Below are 16,649 nucleotides of genomic sequence, written 5' to 3'. Positions count from 1 at the left end.
AACTATAACCTAGCATATGTTTCAGTTATTGACGCATACGCTAAGTGAGACTCGGAGCCGCTATTATTCAGCTTCTACGAAACCGTCTTTTTCAGCAACTACAGCAGCTACGTCTTTGTTACGGCCTTCATTTACAGATTCAGCCGCAGCGTTTAGGTATAGTTGTACTGCACGGATTGCGTCGTCGTTACCTGGGATAACGTAGTCAACGCCGTCTGGGTTAGAGTTAGTATCAACAACCGCGAATACTGGAATACCTAGGTTGTTTGCTTCTTTAACTGCGATGTGCTCGTGATCAGCGTCGATTACGAATAGAGCGTCTGGAAGACCGCCCATCTCTTTGATACCACCAAGAGATTTCTCTAGCTTCTCCATTTCACGAGTACGCATTAGAGCTTCTTTCTTAGTTAGTTTGTCGAAAGTACCGTCTGTAGACTGTGCTTCAAGATCTTTTAGACGCTTGATTGATTGACGAACAGTTTTCCAGTTAGTTAGCATACCACCTAACCAACGGTTGTTTACGTAGTATTGGTTGCTTGCAAGAGCAGCTTCTTTAACAGCTTCAGATGCAGCGCGTTTAGTACCTACGAAAAGAACTTTACCTTTTTTCTCGCCAACTTTAACTAGCTCAGCTAGAGCTTCGTTGAACATTGGTACAGTTTTTTCTAGGTTGATGATGTGAACGCGGTTACGAGCACCGAAAATGAATGGCTTCATTTTTGGGTTCCAGTAACGAGTTTGGTGACCGAAGTGAACACCAGCTTTCAGCATATCGCGCATTGATACAGTTGCCATTATAAAATCCTCTATGGGGTTAGGCCTCCACATCCCCCATGCATCCGACTCCTAAGCTAATACTTGGAGCACCCCGGAACACGTGTCGGAATGTGTGTGATTTAAGATAAAAGTTAATGGACCAAACTCTGATTCGCCATTAAAGAAGAAAACAGACCCTGATTCCGGCGCGCTTTATACCATATTTTTCACCTTTATGGCTAGAAAAAAATGCCTTTCACTTGCAGTCTTCTCTCATTCAGATTGGCTAAAATACGACAAATAGTGCGCAGACCTTAATGATAGTCGAGGACGATCAAAACAATTCTTATTTGACTGTTTCCTTGCGCTTCCACTTTCCACTGATACAATAACGCGATTAGCACGCACCAAGTGCAAACATGTATATAGAGTAAAGCCGATGTCTGTAAAAATTAAGAATGCTGAAGAAATAGAAAAAATGCGCGTTGCTGGTCGTCTAGCAGCAGAAGTTCTAGAAATGATTGAACCTTATGTAAAGCCAGGTGTGACAACTGAAGAGTTGGATCAAATCTGCCATAAACATATCACCGAAGTTCAAGGCGCAATTCCAGCACCTCTTAACTACCACGGTTTTCCAAAGTCAATTTGTACTTCGATCAACCATATTGTTTGTCACGGTATCCCTGCGACTCAAGATACAACGTTTGGTCAAATCTCTCGCCCTGCGGTACTAAAAGACGGTGATATTCTTAATATCGATATCACGGTGATTAAAGATGGTTACCATGGTGACACGTCAAAAATGTTCCTCGTTGGTGAAGTGTCTCCTGCAGATAAGCGTTTATGTATGGTTGCTCAAGAGAGTTTGTACCTATCCCTTAAGAAGGTGAAACCAGGCGTCCAACTTGGCGAAATTGGTACAACGATTGAGAAATACATCAAAACCAACAACAAGAATAACCCAAGCACAAAATTCTCTATCGTTCGTGACTACTGTGGTCATGGCATTGGCGCAGAGTTCCATGAAGAGCCTCAAGTGGTTCACTACAAAAATAGTGACCGCACAATCCTTCGCGAAGGTATGACTTTTACAATCGAACCGATGATCAACGCAGGTAAATTTGGCTGCCGTTTAGATGACGAAGACGATTGGACTGTGTACACAGCCGATGGTAAGAAATCAGCGCAATGGGAACATACTATTTTAGTTACAGCTGACGGTTGTGAAGTCTTAACTCTACGAGCAGAAGAATCACTACCACGCTTCTTAGTTAACGCTTAAGCACTGATAAAATTGAATCTCGCTGAAAATATCCCTGCTCGCAGGGATATTTTTTTATCTGTCACTATCTGGTAGATTCGTTTCAACAAATATTTAATTGTTATCTCAAAAACGAGATACCAGCATGGATGCTATGACTATGCCTTTTCAGTCTCCTTTAACTTTTTCTGATGAACAGCTAACCATCAGTGAGTTAAAACAACAGCTCGAACATTTTGCCCAATATCAAAAGCAAGAGTTTTTAAATCACCACCCAGTGACCGATCTCGTTCTTGGACGTTCGGAGTATATGGATTTACTCCTTCATCGTTTATGGCAACACTTTGGTTTCATGAACATTGCCGAACTGAGTTTAGTTGCTGTTGGCGGTTATGGACGTGGAGAACTTCATCCGCTGTCTGATATCGATATTTTGATCATATCGAACAACAAAATCGCTGAAGAAACAGAACTCAAAGTCAGCGAATTTATTACTCTACTCTGGGATCTACGCCTTGAAGTAGGTCACGCGGTTAGAACCGTAGATGAATGTTCAGAAATTGGCCGAGCGGATCTGACTGTAGCAACCAACTTGCAAGAAGCTCGTTTATTAGCAGGCAGCGAAGATACCTTCCACCGCTTGAAAATGTTGATTCATTCTGAATCCTTCTGGCCAAGTGAAACCTTTTACAAAGCTAAGATTCAAGAGCAACGCGAACGTCATGCGCGCTATCACGATACTACCTACAACCTTGAGCCTGACATCAAGTCAACTCCCGGTGGTCTGCGCGATATTCACACCTTAAGCTGGGTTGCTCGCCGACACTTTGGTGCGACTTCCCTCTACGAGATGAGTCGCTACGGCTTTTTAACCGATGCGGAATATCGTGAACTGGTTGAATGCCAAGACTTCTTGTGGCGTGTACGTTTTGCTCTGCATATGGAGCTAAAACGTTACGACAACCGCCTAACCTTTGGTCTTCAGGCTCAGGTAGCCGAACATCTTGGTTTCACCGGTGAAGGTAACCGCGCCGTTGAAATGATGATGAAAGAGTTCTATCGCACCGTTCGTCGTGTCGCTGAACTCAATAAAATGCTCCTTAAACTGTTTGATCAGGCAATCTTAAATAACGGCGAAGAGTGCGAGCCAGAGATTCTAGACGACGATTTCCAACGTCGTGGCAATTTGATCGAGGCAAGAAAGCCAGCCTTATTCCAAGCTAGACCAGAAACAATTTTGGATATGTTTCTGCACATTGCCAATGATTCAACCATTGATGGTGTCGCTCCGGCAACCATGCGCCAATTACGTACTGCGCGACGTCGTTTAAACAAGTTTTTACACACCATCCCAGAAGCTCGTGACAAGTTTATGGAGCTAGTTCGTCACCCAAATGCGCTGCACAGAGCTTTCAGCTTAATGCACAAATTAGGCGTTCTAGCAGCTTATCTGCCGCAGTGGAGCCAAATCGTTGGTCAGATGCAGTTTGACCTATTCCACGCCTATACGGTTGATGAACACAGTATCCGCCTACTCAAACACATCAATACCTTTAGTGATCCTGCCAACCATGATAGACACCCTATTTGTTGCGAAATCTATCCAAAGTTGCAGAAAAAAGAGCTGCTCATTCTTGCTGCGATTTTCCATGACATCGCGAAGGGACGAGGAGGAGATCACTCAGAGATAGGTGCGGTAGAAGCGTATGATTTCTGTATTGAACATGGGCTTTCAAAACCAGAAGCCAAACTTGTCTCTTGGTTGGTGCTCAATCACCTTCTTATGTCTGTCACCGCTCAGCGTCGTGACATTTACGATCCTGAAGTAATAATCGAATTCGCGAAGAAAGTTCGTGACGAAGAGTATTTAGAATATTTGGTATGTTTAACTGTCGCGGATATCTGTGCAACTAACCCTGAACTTTGGAACAGCTGGAAGAGAACCCTGCTTGCAGAGCTTTTCTATTCAACTCAGCGAGCCCTGCGCCGCGGATTAGAGAACCCTGTTGATGTGCGAGATCGTATTCGCCACAACCAGCAGCTATCTTCAGCGTTGTTGCGTAAAGAAGGCTTTACTAGCAGAGAAATAGAACTGCTGTGGCAACGTTTTAAGGCCGATTACTTCTTGCGTCATACCCATAAGCAAATCGCTTGGCACTGCACTCATTTATTGCGCCATCAAGATCCAACTCAACCTTTAGTGCTGCTAAGTAAAAAAGCTACACGGGGTGGTACAGAAATATTTATCTATACCAAAGACCAACCGTCTTTATTTGCAAAAGTCGTTGGGGAACTCGATAGACGTAACCTTAACGTTCACGATGCTCAAATCATGACCAGCAAAGATGGTTATGTACTCGATACCTTCATGGTTCTGGACCAGAATGGAGCGGTGATTGAAGAGGCTCGTCATCAAGCACTAAGCAAGCACATTGTTAATGTGCTAAAAAGCGAAAAAGTGCTGGAGCTCAAAACGCGCCGACTACCTCGTCAATTGAAACACTTTACCGTTAAAACCAAGATCGACTTTTTGCCTACGAGAAGTAAAAAAAGAACGCTTATGGAGTTCGTTGCGCTAGATACCCCTGGGCTACTAGCGACTGTAGGCGCAACATTCTCCGAGCTAAACTTGGATCTTCATGCAGCGAAAATCACCACAATGGGCGAACGAGCAGAAGACTTGTTCATTCTAACCAGTCCACTTGGTAATAAACTCAGCGAAGAGGAAGAGATACTTTTACGCGAACGATTAATTACCAATGTTTCGGAGCTTGCACCCGATTGAAATTGTTACAAATAGCGATCTTGTCCACAAGTTAATCGATTTAAGCAAAATCCGCTATCTAACACACTTCGAGACTGCTACATTTAACTCAGGGTCTGTGTAAAATTCAAACTATTCAGATCCTGTAAAATTGATGTAAAACACAAACCTAGAGGTCGCTTATGTTTCCACACCTCAATGGCTTAGGAATCCAAGATCCTAGCCAGATAGAACGCTACTCTTTACGCCAAGAGGCGCAAAAAGATGTGTTAAAAATCTACTTTAAGAAGCAAAAAGGTGAATTATTCGCCAAAAGTGTAAAGTTTAAATACCCAAGGCAGAAAAAAAGCGTTTTGGTTGACAGTGGAAGTCATCAATATAAAGAGATCACAGAAATCAACCGCAACTTGACGTTGATTATTGATGAACTCAACAAAATAACCCGACCAGAGACACCACAAGAAATCGATGTAAAACAGAAGATTTTGAAAGATCTTCGCCACTTGGAGAAAGTGGTCGCAAGCAAGATAGCGGAAATCGAAGCAGACCTCGAAAAACTTTAGTGCTCGCATAAGGCATTAGGTATCAAAGAAACGGTTATAGAAAAGGTTCCCACTGGGAACCTTTTTTAGTATCTAATCTTTTATTCTGATTTAACCTGCGATTATCACATCCAGCCAGACCAATACCCCACAAGGCCAAGACTCACAGCGGACATCACACCAGCCACTAAATCATCAATCATAATGCCGAGACCACCATGAACACGTTTATCTAGCCAGCCAATTGGCCAAGGTTTTACCATGTCAAAAAAGCGGAATAACACAAAGCCAGATAATATCCATTTCCAATCAAAAACTGGCAGATTGAACAACGGTACTATCAGCATCGTGATCCAAAAACCCGCAAATTCATCCCACACTATAGAGCCATGATCGTGCACTTTCATGTCATCGGAAGTGATCTGACAAATTCTGATACCAACGATACTGGCGATAATCACCACAGCAACATACAGCCACAATGGTAGCTGCACCAACAACAAGTAGAATGGAACTGAGGCAAGAGTACCCATCGTACCCGGCACAACTGGCGATAACCCGCTACCAAAACCTGTTGCGAGCAGGTGCCAAGGGTTACTTAATGAAATTAATGATTTAGGGTTAGTCATACCTCTACCTTATTCATCAGCCTTAAAATGATCATATCCTTCCAATGACCAATTCAGCTTTTTACCTTTATGGTGTAATTCAAACGTGCCAAGAGGACGAATTTGACCAATACAGGTCACTTTGGTTCCTGTATGAGCAAGAGCACTCTCAAGCGAACCCTTATTTCGTTCTGGAACCGTAAAACATAACTCATACTCTTCACCGCTGGTTAATGCACATTGCTGCGCAGCGGAGATGTCACCCATAAACTGCAGTAACTCTTTGGAAATAGGTAGTAAGCTGGTATCGATTGAAGCACCGACTTGTGAACGATTTAAGATATGTCTTAAGTCAGCAATAAGACCATCAGAAATATCAATCGCAGAAGATGCCAAATTGAGTAGCGCCTGCCCAGCCAATACTCTTGGATGGGAAATATAATGACGTTTTTCCAATTCTAGAGCGAAAGGCTCATGTCTTTTCGCATCATCAAGAACCACACTCAAACCCGCTTTGCTGTCACCAAGTTCACCAGTCACATAAATCCAATCACCGACTTTGGCTCCTGAACGAGTAAGTGCTCGATTATCGGGTACAAAGCCCTGAACGGTTAAGCTAATACTCAAAGGTCCTTTAGTCGTATCACCGCCAATCAGTTGAATATTGTAGTAGTTAGCGAGGTCGAAAAAAGCATCACAAAATGGCTTAAGCCAAGCTTCATCTATTTTAGGTAAAGTGAGAGCCATGGAAACCCAAGCTGGTGTTGCCCCCATGGCCGCTAAATCACTGATATTTGAAGCTAACGCTTTATGTGCCACCCACGCTGGGTTAGCGTCCGCTAAGAAGTGAGTACCTGCAACTAAGGTATCTGTACTGATGGCAATACGTACACCTTCTGGCGCTTTCACTATCGCGCAATCATCCCCAAGCGAAAGATGAACATCTTTGCGCTGAGTTTGACGAGCAGAAAAATATTTATCGATTAGGTTAAATTCACCAAACATTCGGTCATTCCAATCCTGTCGAATAGACATCTAATATTCACGATATAAAAAAGGTCAGCAATTGCTGACCTTTCTATACTAAATCGAATTACGATTTTTTGCGTACGTGAGGAGCTGCTTTATCAAGCACACCGTTCACAAACTTATGGCTATCTTCCGCTGCGAATACTTTCGCTAGCTCAATCGCTTCATTGATAACCACTTTGTAAGGTACATCATCACGACGAGTCATCTCGTACATTGCAAGACGGAGCAATGCTAGCTCCATCATATCTAGGTCTTGCATTGGGCGAGAGACAAAAGGTCTTAGCTTGCTATCAAGTTCCGTGTGGTTAAGCACGACACCCGCTAAAAGGTCGCGGAAATACACAACGTCAGTTTCTGGAGCAGCTAGAGCTGGTTCAGATGCGTGATGCTCTTCTTCATCATACTTACCATTCGATAAAAATTGCTCCTCAATTGTTGCAACATTATCTTTAGTAATTTGCCACGAATAAATAGCTTGTAGCGCAAATTGACGTGCATTACGACGTGCGGCTGGTTTCACACTGGCCCCCATTAGGAATCTATTTCAGAAAGAACGTTAATCATCTCAAGTGCGCTTAGTGCAGCTTCTGCACCCTTATTACCAGCCTTGGTTCCTGCGCGTTCAATAGCTTGATCGATTGTATCAACAGTTAGGACACCAAATGCTACTGGAATGCTGAATTCCATAGACACTTGCGCCAAACCTTTATTCATTTCACTACAAACATAGTCAAAGTGTGGTGTACCACCACGGATCACTGAGCCTAGAGAAACGATAGCGTCAAATTTACCTGTTTTTGCTACACGTTGTGCAGTCAATGGTAGTTCTACTGCACCAGGGCAGCGAACAACGGTAATGTTATCGTCACTCACCTGTCCGTGACGCTTTAAAGTGTCGATGGCACCAGACAATAGACTCTCGTTAATAAAACTGTTGAAACGAGAAATCACAATCGCAACTTTTGCATTTGGTGCTGGGAAACCACCTTCTATCACTTTCATAAGCTTTCCTTTAACTCTGGTTCATCAAGTGAGAATCGCCGGATTCTAGCATAAGTTTGTGAGCTATATCTAATGGAAATTGGCTCGCATAGTTATGAATAACCAACATTCAATCACTTGAATTCAATACTCTGAAGAAATTTAACCCGTAATAGATACCTAGTACGGGCTCATTTTAATGTGTAGTCATTGATTTGTTCGAAAACGTCTTCAACCTACTCGCAAACATACTCAACTACGTTTAGACCAAAGCCGCCTAACGCGTGATATTTTTTCGTTGGCGACGACAGTAAACGCATATCACGAACACCTAGGTCAGCAAGAATCTGTGAGCCCACACCTACTCGACGTGAAGTACCCTGTTTCTTCGCCATTGCTGGAGCGTCACCACAGTCTTGTTGTTCAAACATCTTGATACGATGAACCAGCAAATCACTCGACTCTTCATTGCCAAGAATCACCAACACACCACCTTCTTCAGCGATGCGTTTCATTGCGCTTTGCAGAGTCCAACTACGGTCAGAACTTCTATTACTGTGAAGAATATCAGTGAAAGTGTCTTGTAGGTGTACGCGAACTAACGGTGCGCTCTCAGTCAAGTCACCTTTTTGCATCGCAAAGTGAACTTGGTTATCGATAATGTCGCGATATGTCACGAGTTCAAACTCACCATATTCGGTAGGCAACTTACATTTCGCTACGCGTTCAATCGTTGTTTCGGTGTTATTGCGGTGCTCGATAAGGGCTGCGATAGTGCCAAGCTTGATATCGTGTTTCTCAGCAAAGATTTCTAAGTCCGGACGACGAGCCATGCTGCCGTCGTCTTTTAGAATTTCAACGATAACAGATGCTGGTTCTAAACCTGCTAGACGAGCCAAATCACAGCCAGCCTCAGTGTGACCAGCACGAACTAATACACCGCCATCTTGAGCTGTCAGTGGGAAAATATGACCAGGCTGAACCAGATCAGAGGCTTTCGCATCTTTTGCCACCGCCGCTTGAACCGTACGTGAACGGTCTGCTGCAGAAATACCTGTAGTCACACCTTCTGCAGCTTCAATTGATACTGTAAACGCAGTGCTGTACTGAGCGTTGTTATCTTGCACCATTGGTGGCAAGCCTAACTTTTCACAGCGCTCTTTAGTCATCGTTAAACAGATTAAGCCACGACCGTGAGTCGCCATGAAGTTAATAATTTCAGGGGTGATATGCTCGGCAGCAACAATCAAGTCACCTTCGTTCTCGCGATCTTCGTCATCCATCAGGATAACCATTTTACCAAGGCGAATATCTTCAATAATTTCTTGTGGCGTACTAATTGGCATTGTTTTTAGTCCTATTGTTAGCCGCTTATGCATGTTCCATTAAATAAATGGATACAGAGTTAAGCAAATCCGTTCTGTTGCAGAAATTCCATCGTTAATCGAGATTCAGGTTGTTTCGCTTGCTCTCGACCTTGTAGCAAACGCTCCAAATAGCGCGCTAATACATCCACTTCCAAATTTACTTTTCGACCGACTTGGAATGAGTCAATTGTCGTTTCCTGAGTGGTATGCGGGACGATGGTCAGTTTAAAAGCGTTTTTACGTAAATCGTTGACAGTTAGGCTAATACCATCAACGGTAATTGAGCCCTTTTCTGCAACGTATTTGTTCAGTTCTTCAGGGAGTTCAACCCAAAATTCAATAGCTCGACCAACGATGTTGCGCTCAACAATTTCACCAACACCATCCACGTGGCCAGAAACAATGTGTCCACCGAAACGTGTTGTTGGAAGCATAGCTTTTTCCAAATTCACTTTGTCACCAGCTTTGTAGTTGGCAAAACTGGACTTCTTCAACGTTTCTAATGAGAGATCGGCACTGTAGCTCGAACCATTAAAAGCGACGACGGTGAGACAAACGCCGTTGGTCGCAATACTGTCACCCAGTTTAACATCAGACATATCCAGCTTGCCGACATTCACGGTAATGGTGACATCTTCGCCTTTAGGTGTGATTGCGGTGAGTTGGCCGACCGCTTCGACTATTCCAGTAAACATAGCGTTAATCTTTTCTTTTTAAGTCAGTAGGTTTTGGTATCGCAACAATACGAATATCAGAACCCACCAATCGACAATCTTTTATATCGAGATCCATCACTTGTTGCATGTCAGTTAGACCTAAAGCACCAAATAGACCTCGACCATCACTTCCCATTATTTTAGGAGCCAAATACAAAACCAACTCATCAACTAGCTGCTCTTGCAGCAGAGATTTCGCCAATGTTGCACCAGCTTCAACCCAAATATGGTTGATATTATGTGTCTTGGCTAATGTTGCCAAAATTTGGCGCAAATCTAACTGACCATGGGCATTCACTTCAACCGTTACGTCAGCATTTTCATCACTGACTCGTAATACTGAAGAAGGTGAAGCATAAAGCGCCAATTCAGGATGCAGTTTATTCTGTCTATCTAAAATGACGCGAACAGGCTGACGTAGCTCGGTTTCCGGATACACATCTTTGATACTTGCAGCAAACTCATTCCAACGAACGGTTAAGGATGCATTGTCATCAATAACCGTTTGGCTGGTAGACAAAATCGCCCCGGCTTGCGCGCGATAATGTTGCACATTTTGTCGAGCTTGCTTCGACGTTATCCATTGGCTTTTGCCATTCGATAACGCGGTTTGTCCATCGATGCTTGCCGCCATTTTCAATTGAACGAATGGCATTCCCGTTTGCATACGTTTGATAAACGCAGGGTTCAACGCTTTAGCATCGGCTTCAAGTAGTCCTACTTCGACTTCAATTCCCGCATCTCGCAGCATTTGAATGCCACGACCAGAAACTTGAGGATTCGGATCTTGCATTGCACAGATAACTTTCGAAACACCTGCTTTTATCAATCCTTCCGCACATGGAGGTGTGCGTCCGTAATGAGAGCAAGGCTCTAGAGTGACATAAGCCGTGGCGCCAACAGATCGTTCACCAGCCATTCGCAAAGCATGCACTTCAGCATGAGGCTCACCAGCACGATAGTGGAAGCCCTCACCCACGATGGTCTCACCTTGAGTGATCACACACCCAACATTGGGATTAGGCGCAGTGGTAAAACGACCTTTTTGAGCAAGCTTTATCGCTCGCGTCATCATTTGGTGATCAAAAGGGGTAAACATTGTCATCATCTATTTGTAATCAGGTAAATTCGTAAACTGTTGCTAGTCTTCCAGCTTGGCAATTTCTTCACCAAACTCACGTACATCTTCAAAGCTACGATAAACCGACGCAAATCGAATATAAGCCACTTTATCTAACTCTTTTAGCGCGTCCATAACGAGGTTACCAATCAGTTGACTTGGGACTTCTCGCTCACCAGTTGCTCTCAGTTTCGATTTAATAGTACTGATTGCAAGCTCAATAGAATCAGCACTTACAGGGCGTTTTTCCAAAGCACGTTGTAAGCCACCAATCATTTTGTCTTCATCAAATGGTTCGCGATTGCCATTGGATTTGATCACTCTTGGCATCACTAATTCAGCAGTCTCAAACGTTGTAAAACGTTCGCTGCAAGCAAGACATTGGCGACGGCGACGAACTTGGTGTCCATCAGCCACAAGACGGGAATCGATTACTTTCGTATCGTTTTCAGAACAAAAAGGACAATGCATACCACCTCCATAGTAAGAGTGTCAGTTTACAGGAATCACTAATATTAAGAAAACAAAAAGGGGCGTCATACGCCCCATTTCAATCGATTAATTACTTAAATAACAGAATATAACTTACGTTAGAAATAAGTAATTAAGCGCGAGATAAGTAATTCGCCTTACCTACCCACTTGTAACTGGTGAGCTCTTCTAACCCCATTGGACCACGGGCATGTAGTTTCTGAGTAGATACCGCCACTTCCGCCCCCAAACCGAACTGTGCACCATCCGTAAAACGAGTCGACGCATTGACATAAACCGCTGCAGAACCTGCGGTATTAATGAATTTCTCAGCATTGAACAGATCGTTTGTCATAATCGCATCTGAATGGCTAGCATTGTGTTCACGCATGTGGTCAATCGCTTCATCTACGTTCTGAACCACTTTTACACCTAAGGTGTAACTTAGCCATTCTGTGTCAAAGTCACCATCTTGCGCATCACGAACGTTACTCGCAGATTGCATCAACGCTTTTGCTTTAGGCTCAGCTACAAAGGTGACTTTATCATTGAGTTTTATGATCAGCTTTTCCAATAAAGGCTTTGCAATGTCTTGATGAACTAAAAGAGTATCGAGCGCGTTACAAGCCGATGGTCGCTGAACCTTTGCGTTTTCAATCACATCCACGGTTTTGTCTAAATCTGCACTTTGATCAACGTAGATATGACTGATACCAAAACCACCAATGATCACTGGGATGGTGCTGTTTTCTTTACACATTTTGTGTAAACCCGCACCGCCACGAGGAATGATCATATCCACATAGTCATCCAGTTTGAGTAACTGAGAAACCAATTCGCGATCCGGCTTTTCAATGTACTGTACTGAAGCTGCAGGCAGTTGCGCTTTTTCCAAAGCAGATTGAATGACCTTTACTAACTCCATATTAGAGAAAAAGGTTTCTTTACCGCCACGTAGAATGGAAGCGTTACCTGTTTTCAAACACAAAGCCGCAATGTCGATAGTTACATTTGGTCGTGCTTCGTAAATAACACCAACCACACCAAGAGGAACACGACGTCGAGACAACGACATACCGTTTTCCAATACTTTACTGTCGATCTCGCTACCAACTGGGTCGTTTAAACTAATAACGTTACGAACATCGTTAGCGATCCCCGTTAAACGCTCTTTATTCAGTAGTAGACGATCGAGCAACGCATCAGATAAACCAGCTTCACGACCGAGTTCAATATCTTTAGCGTTGGCACTTAGAATGACATCCGCATTGGCTTCCAGCTCATCAGCGATGATGGATAGTGCTTGGTTTTTCTGAGCCGTTGTAGCGGTAGCAAGTTGAAAAGCCGCGTCTTTCGCTGCTTTTCCCATAATTGTTAAATCCATGCCTATCCTCGATTTATTCTTGGATCACGACCATATCATCTCGGTGAACGACTTCTGAGCCGTAATCATAACCAAGAATGTCGATAATCATTTTACTGTGTTTGCCTGCAATTTTTGCCAGATCAGAATTTGAGTATGCTGCGATTCCGCGCGCAACGAGTTTTCCTGACTTATCAGTGACTCGGACAACTTCACCACGGGAAAACTGACCTTGAACACTCACTACGCCTTTTGCTAGTAAGCTGCTGCCTTTTTCATTGACTGCTTTCACAGCGCCGTCATCGATGATGATATCTCCGGAAGCCGAAGGTCCTGCTAATATCCAGCGTTTGCGATTTTCCAATGACTCTTCTAATGGTAGGAAACGAGTTCCTTGTGGCGCATCACTCAGTGAATCAAAAATCACGTTTTCACCACGACCTGCCGCAATAATAACTTCAATGCCAGCTCGGCGAGCAATATCTGCCGCTTGCAGTTTCGTTGCCATACCACCAGTACCTAATGTGGTACCGCTGCCACCAGCAATTTTACGCAAGGTATCATCAATGGTTTTCACTTCTTTGATCAGTTCTGCATTTGGATCTTTGCGCGGATCAGCAGTGAAGAGACCTTTTTGATCGGTCAGAAGTAAAAGCTTGTCCGCACCACACAAAATCCCCACCAATGCCGACAAGTTGTCATTATCGCCAACTTTGATTTCGCTGGTTGCCACTGCATCGTTTTCATTAACCACAGGAATAATATCGTGTTCAACTAAAGCATTAATGGTGTCGCGAGCATTTAAGAAGCGTTCACGATCTTCTAGATCGGCGCGAGTTAGCAGCATTTGGCCAATCTTGATGCCGTAGATAGCAAACAGAGATTCCCAAACTTGAATCAGCTGACTTTGTCCAACCGCAGCAAGCAACTGTTTGCTCGACATTGCGTTGGGCAGTGCGGGGTAACCTAAATGTTCGCGGCCTGCTGCAATTGCACCTGAAGATACAATTACCACTGAGTGGCCTTGCTTTTTCAGTTCTGCACACTGGCGAGCAAGCTCAACCATATGAGCTCTATCAAGAGCGAGTGTGCCACCGGTAAGAACACTGGTTCCTAGTTTTACAACGACAGTTTGCGCTGTAGTTCCGCTTTGCTGATTCGTTTTCATGCCTTCTTCTTCAAATTGAAAACAATTAAGAGAAGATGTTTTAGCAATCAACAGCGATAAGCACAAGAAGAAAAAGGTGCTAAATAGCACCTTTTACGTTCAGTAACATTCAAATAGCTAAAATCACACAAATTCTACTGATTCTTCATGCATAGAAAGCGATAAACCGAAACGTTCGTCTAACGTTTTCTCTAGCTTCTTATGAAACTCATCTCGATTTTGAATGACATCAGACAACGCAGACTCAGGAATCGATTTTGCCTCCCATTCACCTGCTAGGTTGTAACGACCCGACTGATATTTTGCCTCATATCCAGACTCAGTTTGACCGAGCACCATCCACCAGCCCCAAAACTCACGTTTCTCTGGAGCTTTTCTGTCATCCACACATGCAGCTAAACAATCAAACAAATAGCTACCTTCTTTACATTTTCCTTCACGTAAATAAGGACCAATTGCTTTGAATGCGGATAACAAACGGTAGTGCGTCGGATTTTTCGTCCCTTCTGGCATAGGATTCTCCATTTCCATATATAAGAATAAATATCACTATTATTTATATGCCTAAAAAGGCATATAAATGACGTAAATATTACTCTTAACTAATTTAGGAAAAATGTCACCTACAGAGTTCTTCTTGAAGCCACTTTATCGCCAAATCGAGGGATTGCTCATATCCTTGTGTAATTGTCTTGCTTTTTATCTGCTTAGCTTTGCCACCTTGACTAAAAAGCGCCACGAGTTGATTGTCAGACAATGGAGAAACAGGATCACCTTCCAAACCAACCGCCAAAATCGGCACCTTTGTTCTTCGGCTGCTTAAGAAGCCTTGTGTTTTCAATGACCAAGCTTTCATTTGACCAGATAAACTATCAATATCAACCGCATCTTTACCTAATCGCGAAGCCAATATGTCGAGATACATTTTAGGCATCTGTTTCAATTTGGTTGGAGATGACCACACATCATGTATCGGCGCACCAATAGCGACACACGCTTTGACTTTTTCCTGCTCTAGGAATGACAGGCGAACCATCGCATTTCCGCCAAAACGAAAACCGATTAGACCAATGCAAAAATGATCAACCCAAGGCACATCCGCTAATTGATTAATCACGGCCTGATGCAGACAAGATGTATCTTCAGTCAGCGGCCATTGCGAACTGTGACCAATAGAAGGCATATCGATGGTTAACATGGCAATGTCGTGCTTTGCCAAGTAGTCACGGAAAAGTCGCCACATGTCAGTTTGCAAGCTATCTAAACCAGCACTAACAATCACCACTGGGCGAGGTTTATCAGTGTTCGAGAGATGTAAGTAACCAGAAAATTTCTTGTTCTGATAAGTAAAATCTAGTTTTTTAACCGTAAAACTGGTCAATTCTGCCGCTTCAGAATAGGCTTTGGTTGCTAACACCTGAGCTTGTAAAGCCAAATTATCATTCTTTAAATGCGGATAGCCGGCAATACTAAAACAGAGCGACGCTTTGAAGAGTTCCTCTGCCGCAGCGTCACCTTCCAATACAGAAGATGTTTTTTGATGCTGCATGCCAAGGCGTGTCCATTCGAATGACCAGTTGCCGTTATGGTAACCCATTACAGTATCGAGCCAATCGTCATCAGTTCGCGAATGTGTGGATGAAGCAATGCGTGAAAGCACCTCTTCTTGTTCTATAGGATTCACCCCCTGCCATACCCATTGCAGACGGCGCACGTTGCGGTACCAAGAGTAACCTTCTTGCTTCTTCTTGTTTTGTAAAAATTCCAAATTGCTAGGCATGTATTGAGTCAGCGCCGACGTCTCTTTCGCCTGCTTACGCTTTACAAACAACGTCTCTGACAAATTTATATTGTTATCTTCTTCAGACATAACCCAGTCTCGCTAAATAAACGATTTATTTGTTTTATATAGTAATAAAAAAAATGACCCAAGAAAGGGTCATTTTTAAGTAAATGCTATTTTTCAATAAAGCTTATGTTTAAACACAAGCTGTAAAGGTTTATTTGCGCTTACGATTCACTGGTTCAACGAAAGAAAGTTGCATATCCCAAGGCTGCTCAATCCAAGTGTCTTGTTCAATATCAACTACGTATTCATCAACTAAGTCTTTGCCTGCTGGTTTTGCACACACAGTGACAAACTTAGCTTTTGGATACATTTCGCGAATTTTGCGCGCTGTATCGCCGCTATCAACCAAATCATCAACGATAAGGAAGCCTTCTCCGTCATGCTCTGGTGCTTTTAGTACTTTCATATCACGCTGGTGATCGTGGTCGTAGCTAGAAATACATACTGTATCTACATAGCGAATACCCAGCTCACGAGCAAGAATAGCTGCTGGTACTAAACCACCGCGGCTAACACCTAGGATACCTTTCCATTGTTCTGCAGGCATTTGACGCTCAGCGAGTTCACGACAATAGTTCTGCATATTGTCCCAAGTGATAACGAATTTTTTGCTCATTGTAATAAACCTAATTTAATACATGTTATGCGTGA

The 16,649-nt window shown here is 43.3% G+C and carries 17 protein-coding genes; 3 read left to right on the top strand and 14 right to left on the bottom strand.

The window, feature by feature from the left end:
* Positions 1-63: 63 nt before the first annotated feature.
* Positions 64-795, bottom strand: a complete 732-nt coding sequence (gene rpsB / locus ACOSVQ_RS14370) for a 30S ribosomal protein S2 (protein WP_491983207.1) — start codon at positions 793-795, stop codon at positions 64-66.
* 349 nt (positions 796-1,144) lie between these two features.
* Here rpsB and map point away from each other — a divergent pair, with 349 nt between their 5' ends.
* The 3 genes from map (at position 1,145) to ACOSVQ_RS14355 (ending at position 5,344) form a co-directional block, all read left to right on the top strand.
* Positions 1,145-2,038, top strand: a complete 894-nt coding sequence (gene map, locus ACOSVQ_RS14365) for a type I methionyl aminopeptidase (RefSeq protein WP_491983280.1) — start codon at positions 1,145-1,147, stop codon at positions 2,036-2,038.
* 139 nt (positions 2,039-2,177) lie between these two features.
* Positions 2,178-4,802, top strand: a complete 2,625-nt coding sequence (gene glnD / locus ACOSVQ_RS14360) for a bifunctional uridylyltransferase/uridylyl-removing protein GlnD (protein WP_491983279.1) — start codon at positions 2,178-2,180, stop codon at positions 4,800-4,802.
* A 161-nt stretch (positions 4,803-4,963) separates the two neighbouring features.
* Complete coding sequence (locus tag ACOSVQ_RS14355) at positions 4,964-5,344, top strand: DUF3461 family protein (RefSeq protein WP_491983206.1); 381 nt, start codon at positions 4,964-4,966, stop codon at positions 5,342-5,344.
* Between the two features lie 104 nt (positions 5,345-5,448).
* On the opposite strand, the gene pgpA is transcribed toward ACOSVQ_RS14355, so the two are convergent.
* From pgpA to gpt, 13 genes are all read right to left on the bottom strand, one after another.
* Entirely contained in the window at positions 5,449-5,952 is a 504-nt protein-coding gene (gene pgpA / locus ACOSVQ_RS14350) for a phosphatidylglycerophosphatase A (protein WP_491983205.1), read from the bottom strand.
* A 9-nt stretch (positions 5,953-5,961) separates the two neighbouring features.
* Positions 5,962-6,936: a thiamine-phosphate kinase gene (gene thiL / locus ACOSVQ_RS14345; protein WP_491983278.1), complete on the bottom strand. Its 975-nt coding sequence runs from the start codon at positions 6,934-6,936 to the stop codon at positions 5,962-5,964.
* Between the two features lie 88 nt (positions 6,937-7,024).
* Positions 7,025-7,495 carry a transcription antitermination factor NusB gene (gene nusB / locus ACOSVQ_RS14340; protein WP_165312100.1) on the bottom strand — a complete coding sequence of 157 codons (471 nt, stop codon included), beginning with the start codon at positions 7,493-7,495 and terminating at the stop codon, positions 7,025-7,027.
* Positions 7,495-7,965, bottom strand: coding sequence for a 6,7-dimethyl-8-ribityllumazine synthase (gene ribH / locus ACOSVQ_RS14335; protein WP_042480155.1), 471 nt, complete (start codon positions 7,963-7,965; stop codon positions 7,495-7,497). The genes nusB and ribH overlap by 1 nt, the downstream gene beginning before the upstream one ends.
* Before the next feature lie 215 nt (positions 7,966-8,180).
* Entirely contained in the window at positions 8,181-9,290 is a 1,110-nt protein-coding gene (gene ribBA, locus ACOSVQ_RS14330) for a bifunctional 3,4-dihydroxy-2-butanone-4-phosphate synthase/GTP cyclohydrolase II (RefSeq protein ID WP_491983204.1), read from the bottom strand.
* Between the two features lie 59 nt (positions 9,291-9,349).
* Positions 9,350-10,006 (bottom strand): riboflavin synthase, encoded by a 657-nt coding sequence (locus tag ACOSVQ_RS14325; RefSeq protein ID WP_491983203.1) that lies wholly within the window; start codon positions 10,004-10,006, stop codon positions 9,350-9,352.
* Between the two features lie 4 nt (positions 10,007-10,010).
* A complete protein-coding gene (gene ribD / locus ACOSVQ_RS14320) occupies positions 10,011-11,132 on the bottom strand; it encodes a bifunctional diaminohydroxyphosphoribosylaminopyrimidine deaminase/5-amino-6-(5-phosphoribosylamino)uracil reductase RibD (RefSeq protein ID WP_491983277.1) in 1,122 nt (373 codons plus the stop codon).
* Between the two features lie 36 nt (positions 11,133-11,168).
* Complete coding sequence (nrdR, locus tag ACOSVQ_RS14315) at positions 11,169-11,618, bottom strand: transcriptional regulator NrdR (protein ID WP_042480166.1); 450 nt, start codon at positions 11,616-11,618, stop codon at positions 11,169-11,171.
* Between the two features lie 133 nt (positions 11,619-11,751).
* A complete protein-coding gene (locus ACOSVQ_RS14310) occupies positions 11,752-13,002 on the bottom strand; it encodes a glutamate-5-semialdehyde dehydrogenase (protein ID WP_491983202.1) in 1,251 nt (416 codons plus the stop codon).
* 13 nt (positions 13,003-13,015) lie between these two features.
* On the bottom strand, positions 13,016-14,149 hold the full coding sequence (gene proB, locus ACOSVQ_RS14305; protein WP_491983201.1) for a glutamate 5-kinase: 1,134 nt from the start codon (positions 14,147-14,149) through the stop codon (positions 13,016-13,018).
* A gap of 123 nt (positions 14,150-14,272) precedes the next feature.
* Positions 14,273-14,662 carry a sigma factor-binding protein Crl gene (gene crl / locus ACOSVQ_RS14300; protein ID WP_491983200.1) on the bottom strand — a complete coding sequence of 130 codons (390 nt, stop codon included), beginning with the start codon at positions 14,660-14,662 and terminating at the stop codon, positions 14,273-14,275.
* A gap of 106 nt (positions 14,663-14,768) precedes the next feature.
* Complete coding sequence (gene frsA, locus ACOSVQ_RS14295) at positions 14,769-16,019, bottom strand: esterase FrsA (protein WP_491983199.1); 1,251 nt, start codon at positions 16,017-16,019, stop codon at positions 14,769-14,771.
* Positions 16,020-16,149: 130 nt separating this feature from the next.
* Positions 16,150-16,614 carry a xanthine phosphoribosyltransferase gene (gene gpt, locus ACOSVQ_RS14290; protein WP_491983198.1) on the bottom strand — a complete coding sequence of 155 codons (465 nt, stop codon included), beginning with the start codon at positions 16,612-16,614 and terminating at the stop codon, positions 16,150-16,152.
* Positions 16,615-16,649 lie beyond the last annotated feature (35 nt).

This window comes from Vibrio sp. HM8-C (genome assembly GCF_058630515.1).
The sequence above is the reverse complement of the archived record's forward strand: the minus strand, read 5'-3'. Positions and strand labels throughout refer to the sequence as shown.

What these genes read in the sequence shown, in the direction of transcription:
- ACOSVQ_RS14355 (WP_491983206.1), top strand. Translation starts at nt 4,964, where the DNA reads ATGTTTCCACACCTCAATGGCTTAGGAATCCAAGATCCTAGCCAGATA.
- gpt (WP_491983198.1), bottom strand. Translation starts at nt 16,614, where the DNA reads ATGAGCAAAAAATTCGTTATCACTTGGGACAATATGCAGAACTATTGT.
- ACOSVQ_RS14325 (WP_491983203.1), bottom strand. Translation starts at nt 10,006, where the DNA reads ATGTTTACTGGAATAGTCGAAGCGGTCGGCCAACTCACCGCAATCACA.
- frsA (WP_491983199.1), bottom strand. Translation starts at nt 16,019, where the DNA reads ATGTCTGAAGAAGATAACAATATAAATTTGTCAGAGACGTTGTTTGTA.
- ribD (WP_491983277.1), bottom strand. Translation starts at nt 11,132, where the DNA reads ATGACAATGTTTACCCCTTTTGATCACCAAATGATGACGCGAGCGATA.
- ribH (WP_042480155.1), bottom strand. Translation starts at nt 7,965, where the DNA reads ATGAAAGTGATAGAAGGTGGTTTCCCAGCACCAAATGCAAAAGTTGCG.
- crl (WP_491983200.1), bottom strand. Translation starts at nt 14,662, where the DNA reads ATGCCAGAAGGGACGAAAAATCCGACGCACTACCGTTTGTTATCCGCA.
- glnD (WP_491983279.1), top strand. Translation starts at nt 2,178, where the DNA reads ATGCCTTTTCAGTCTCCTTTAACTTTTTCTGATGAACAGCTAACCATC.
- pgpA (WP_491983205.1), bottom strand. Translation starts at nt 5,952, where the DNA reads ATGACTAACCCTAAATCATTAATTTCATTAAGTAACCCTTGGCACCTG.
- nusB (WP_165312100.1), bottom strand. Translation starts at nt 7,495, where the DNA reads ATGGGGGCCAGTGTGAAACCAGCCGCACGTCGTAATGCACGTCAATTT.
- thiL (WP_491983278.1), bottom strand. Translation starts at nt 6,936, where the DNA reads ATGTTTGGTGAATTTAACCTAATCGATAAATATTTTTCTGCTCGTCAA.
- ACOSVQ_RS14310 (WP_491983202.1), bottom strand. Translation starts at nt 13,002, where the DNA reads ATGGATTTAACAATTATGGGAAAAGCAGCGAAAGACGCGGCTTTTCAA.
- nrdR (WP_042480166.1), bottom strand. Translation starts at nt 11,618, where the DNA reads ATGCATTGTCCTTTTTGTTCTGAAAACGATACGAAAGTAATCGATTCC.
- proB (WP_491983201.1), bottom strand. Translation starts at nt 14,149, where the DNA reads ATGAAAACGAATCAGCAAAGCGGAACTACAGCGCAAACTGTCGTTGTA.
- rpsB (WP_491983207.1), bottom strand. Translation starts at nt 795, where the DNA reads ATGGCAACTGTATCAATGCGCGATATGCTGAAAGCTGGTGTTCACTTC.
- ribBA (WP_491983204.1), bottom strand. Translation starts at nt 9,290, where the DNA reads ATGCCAATTAGTACGCCACAAGAAATTATTGAAGATATTCGCCTTGGT.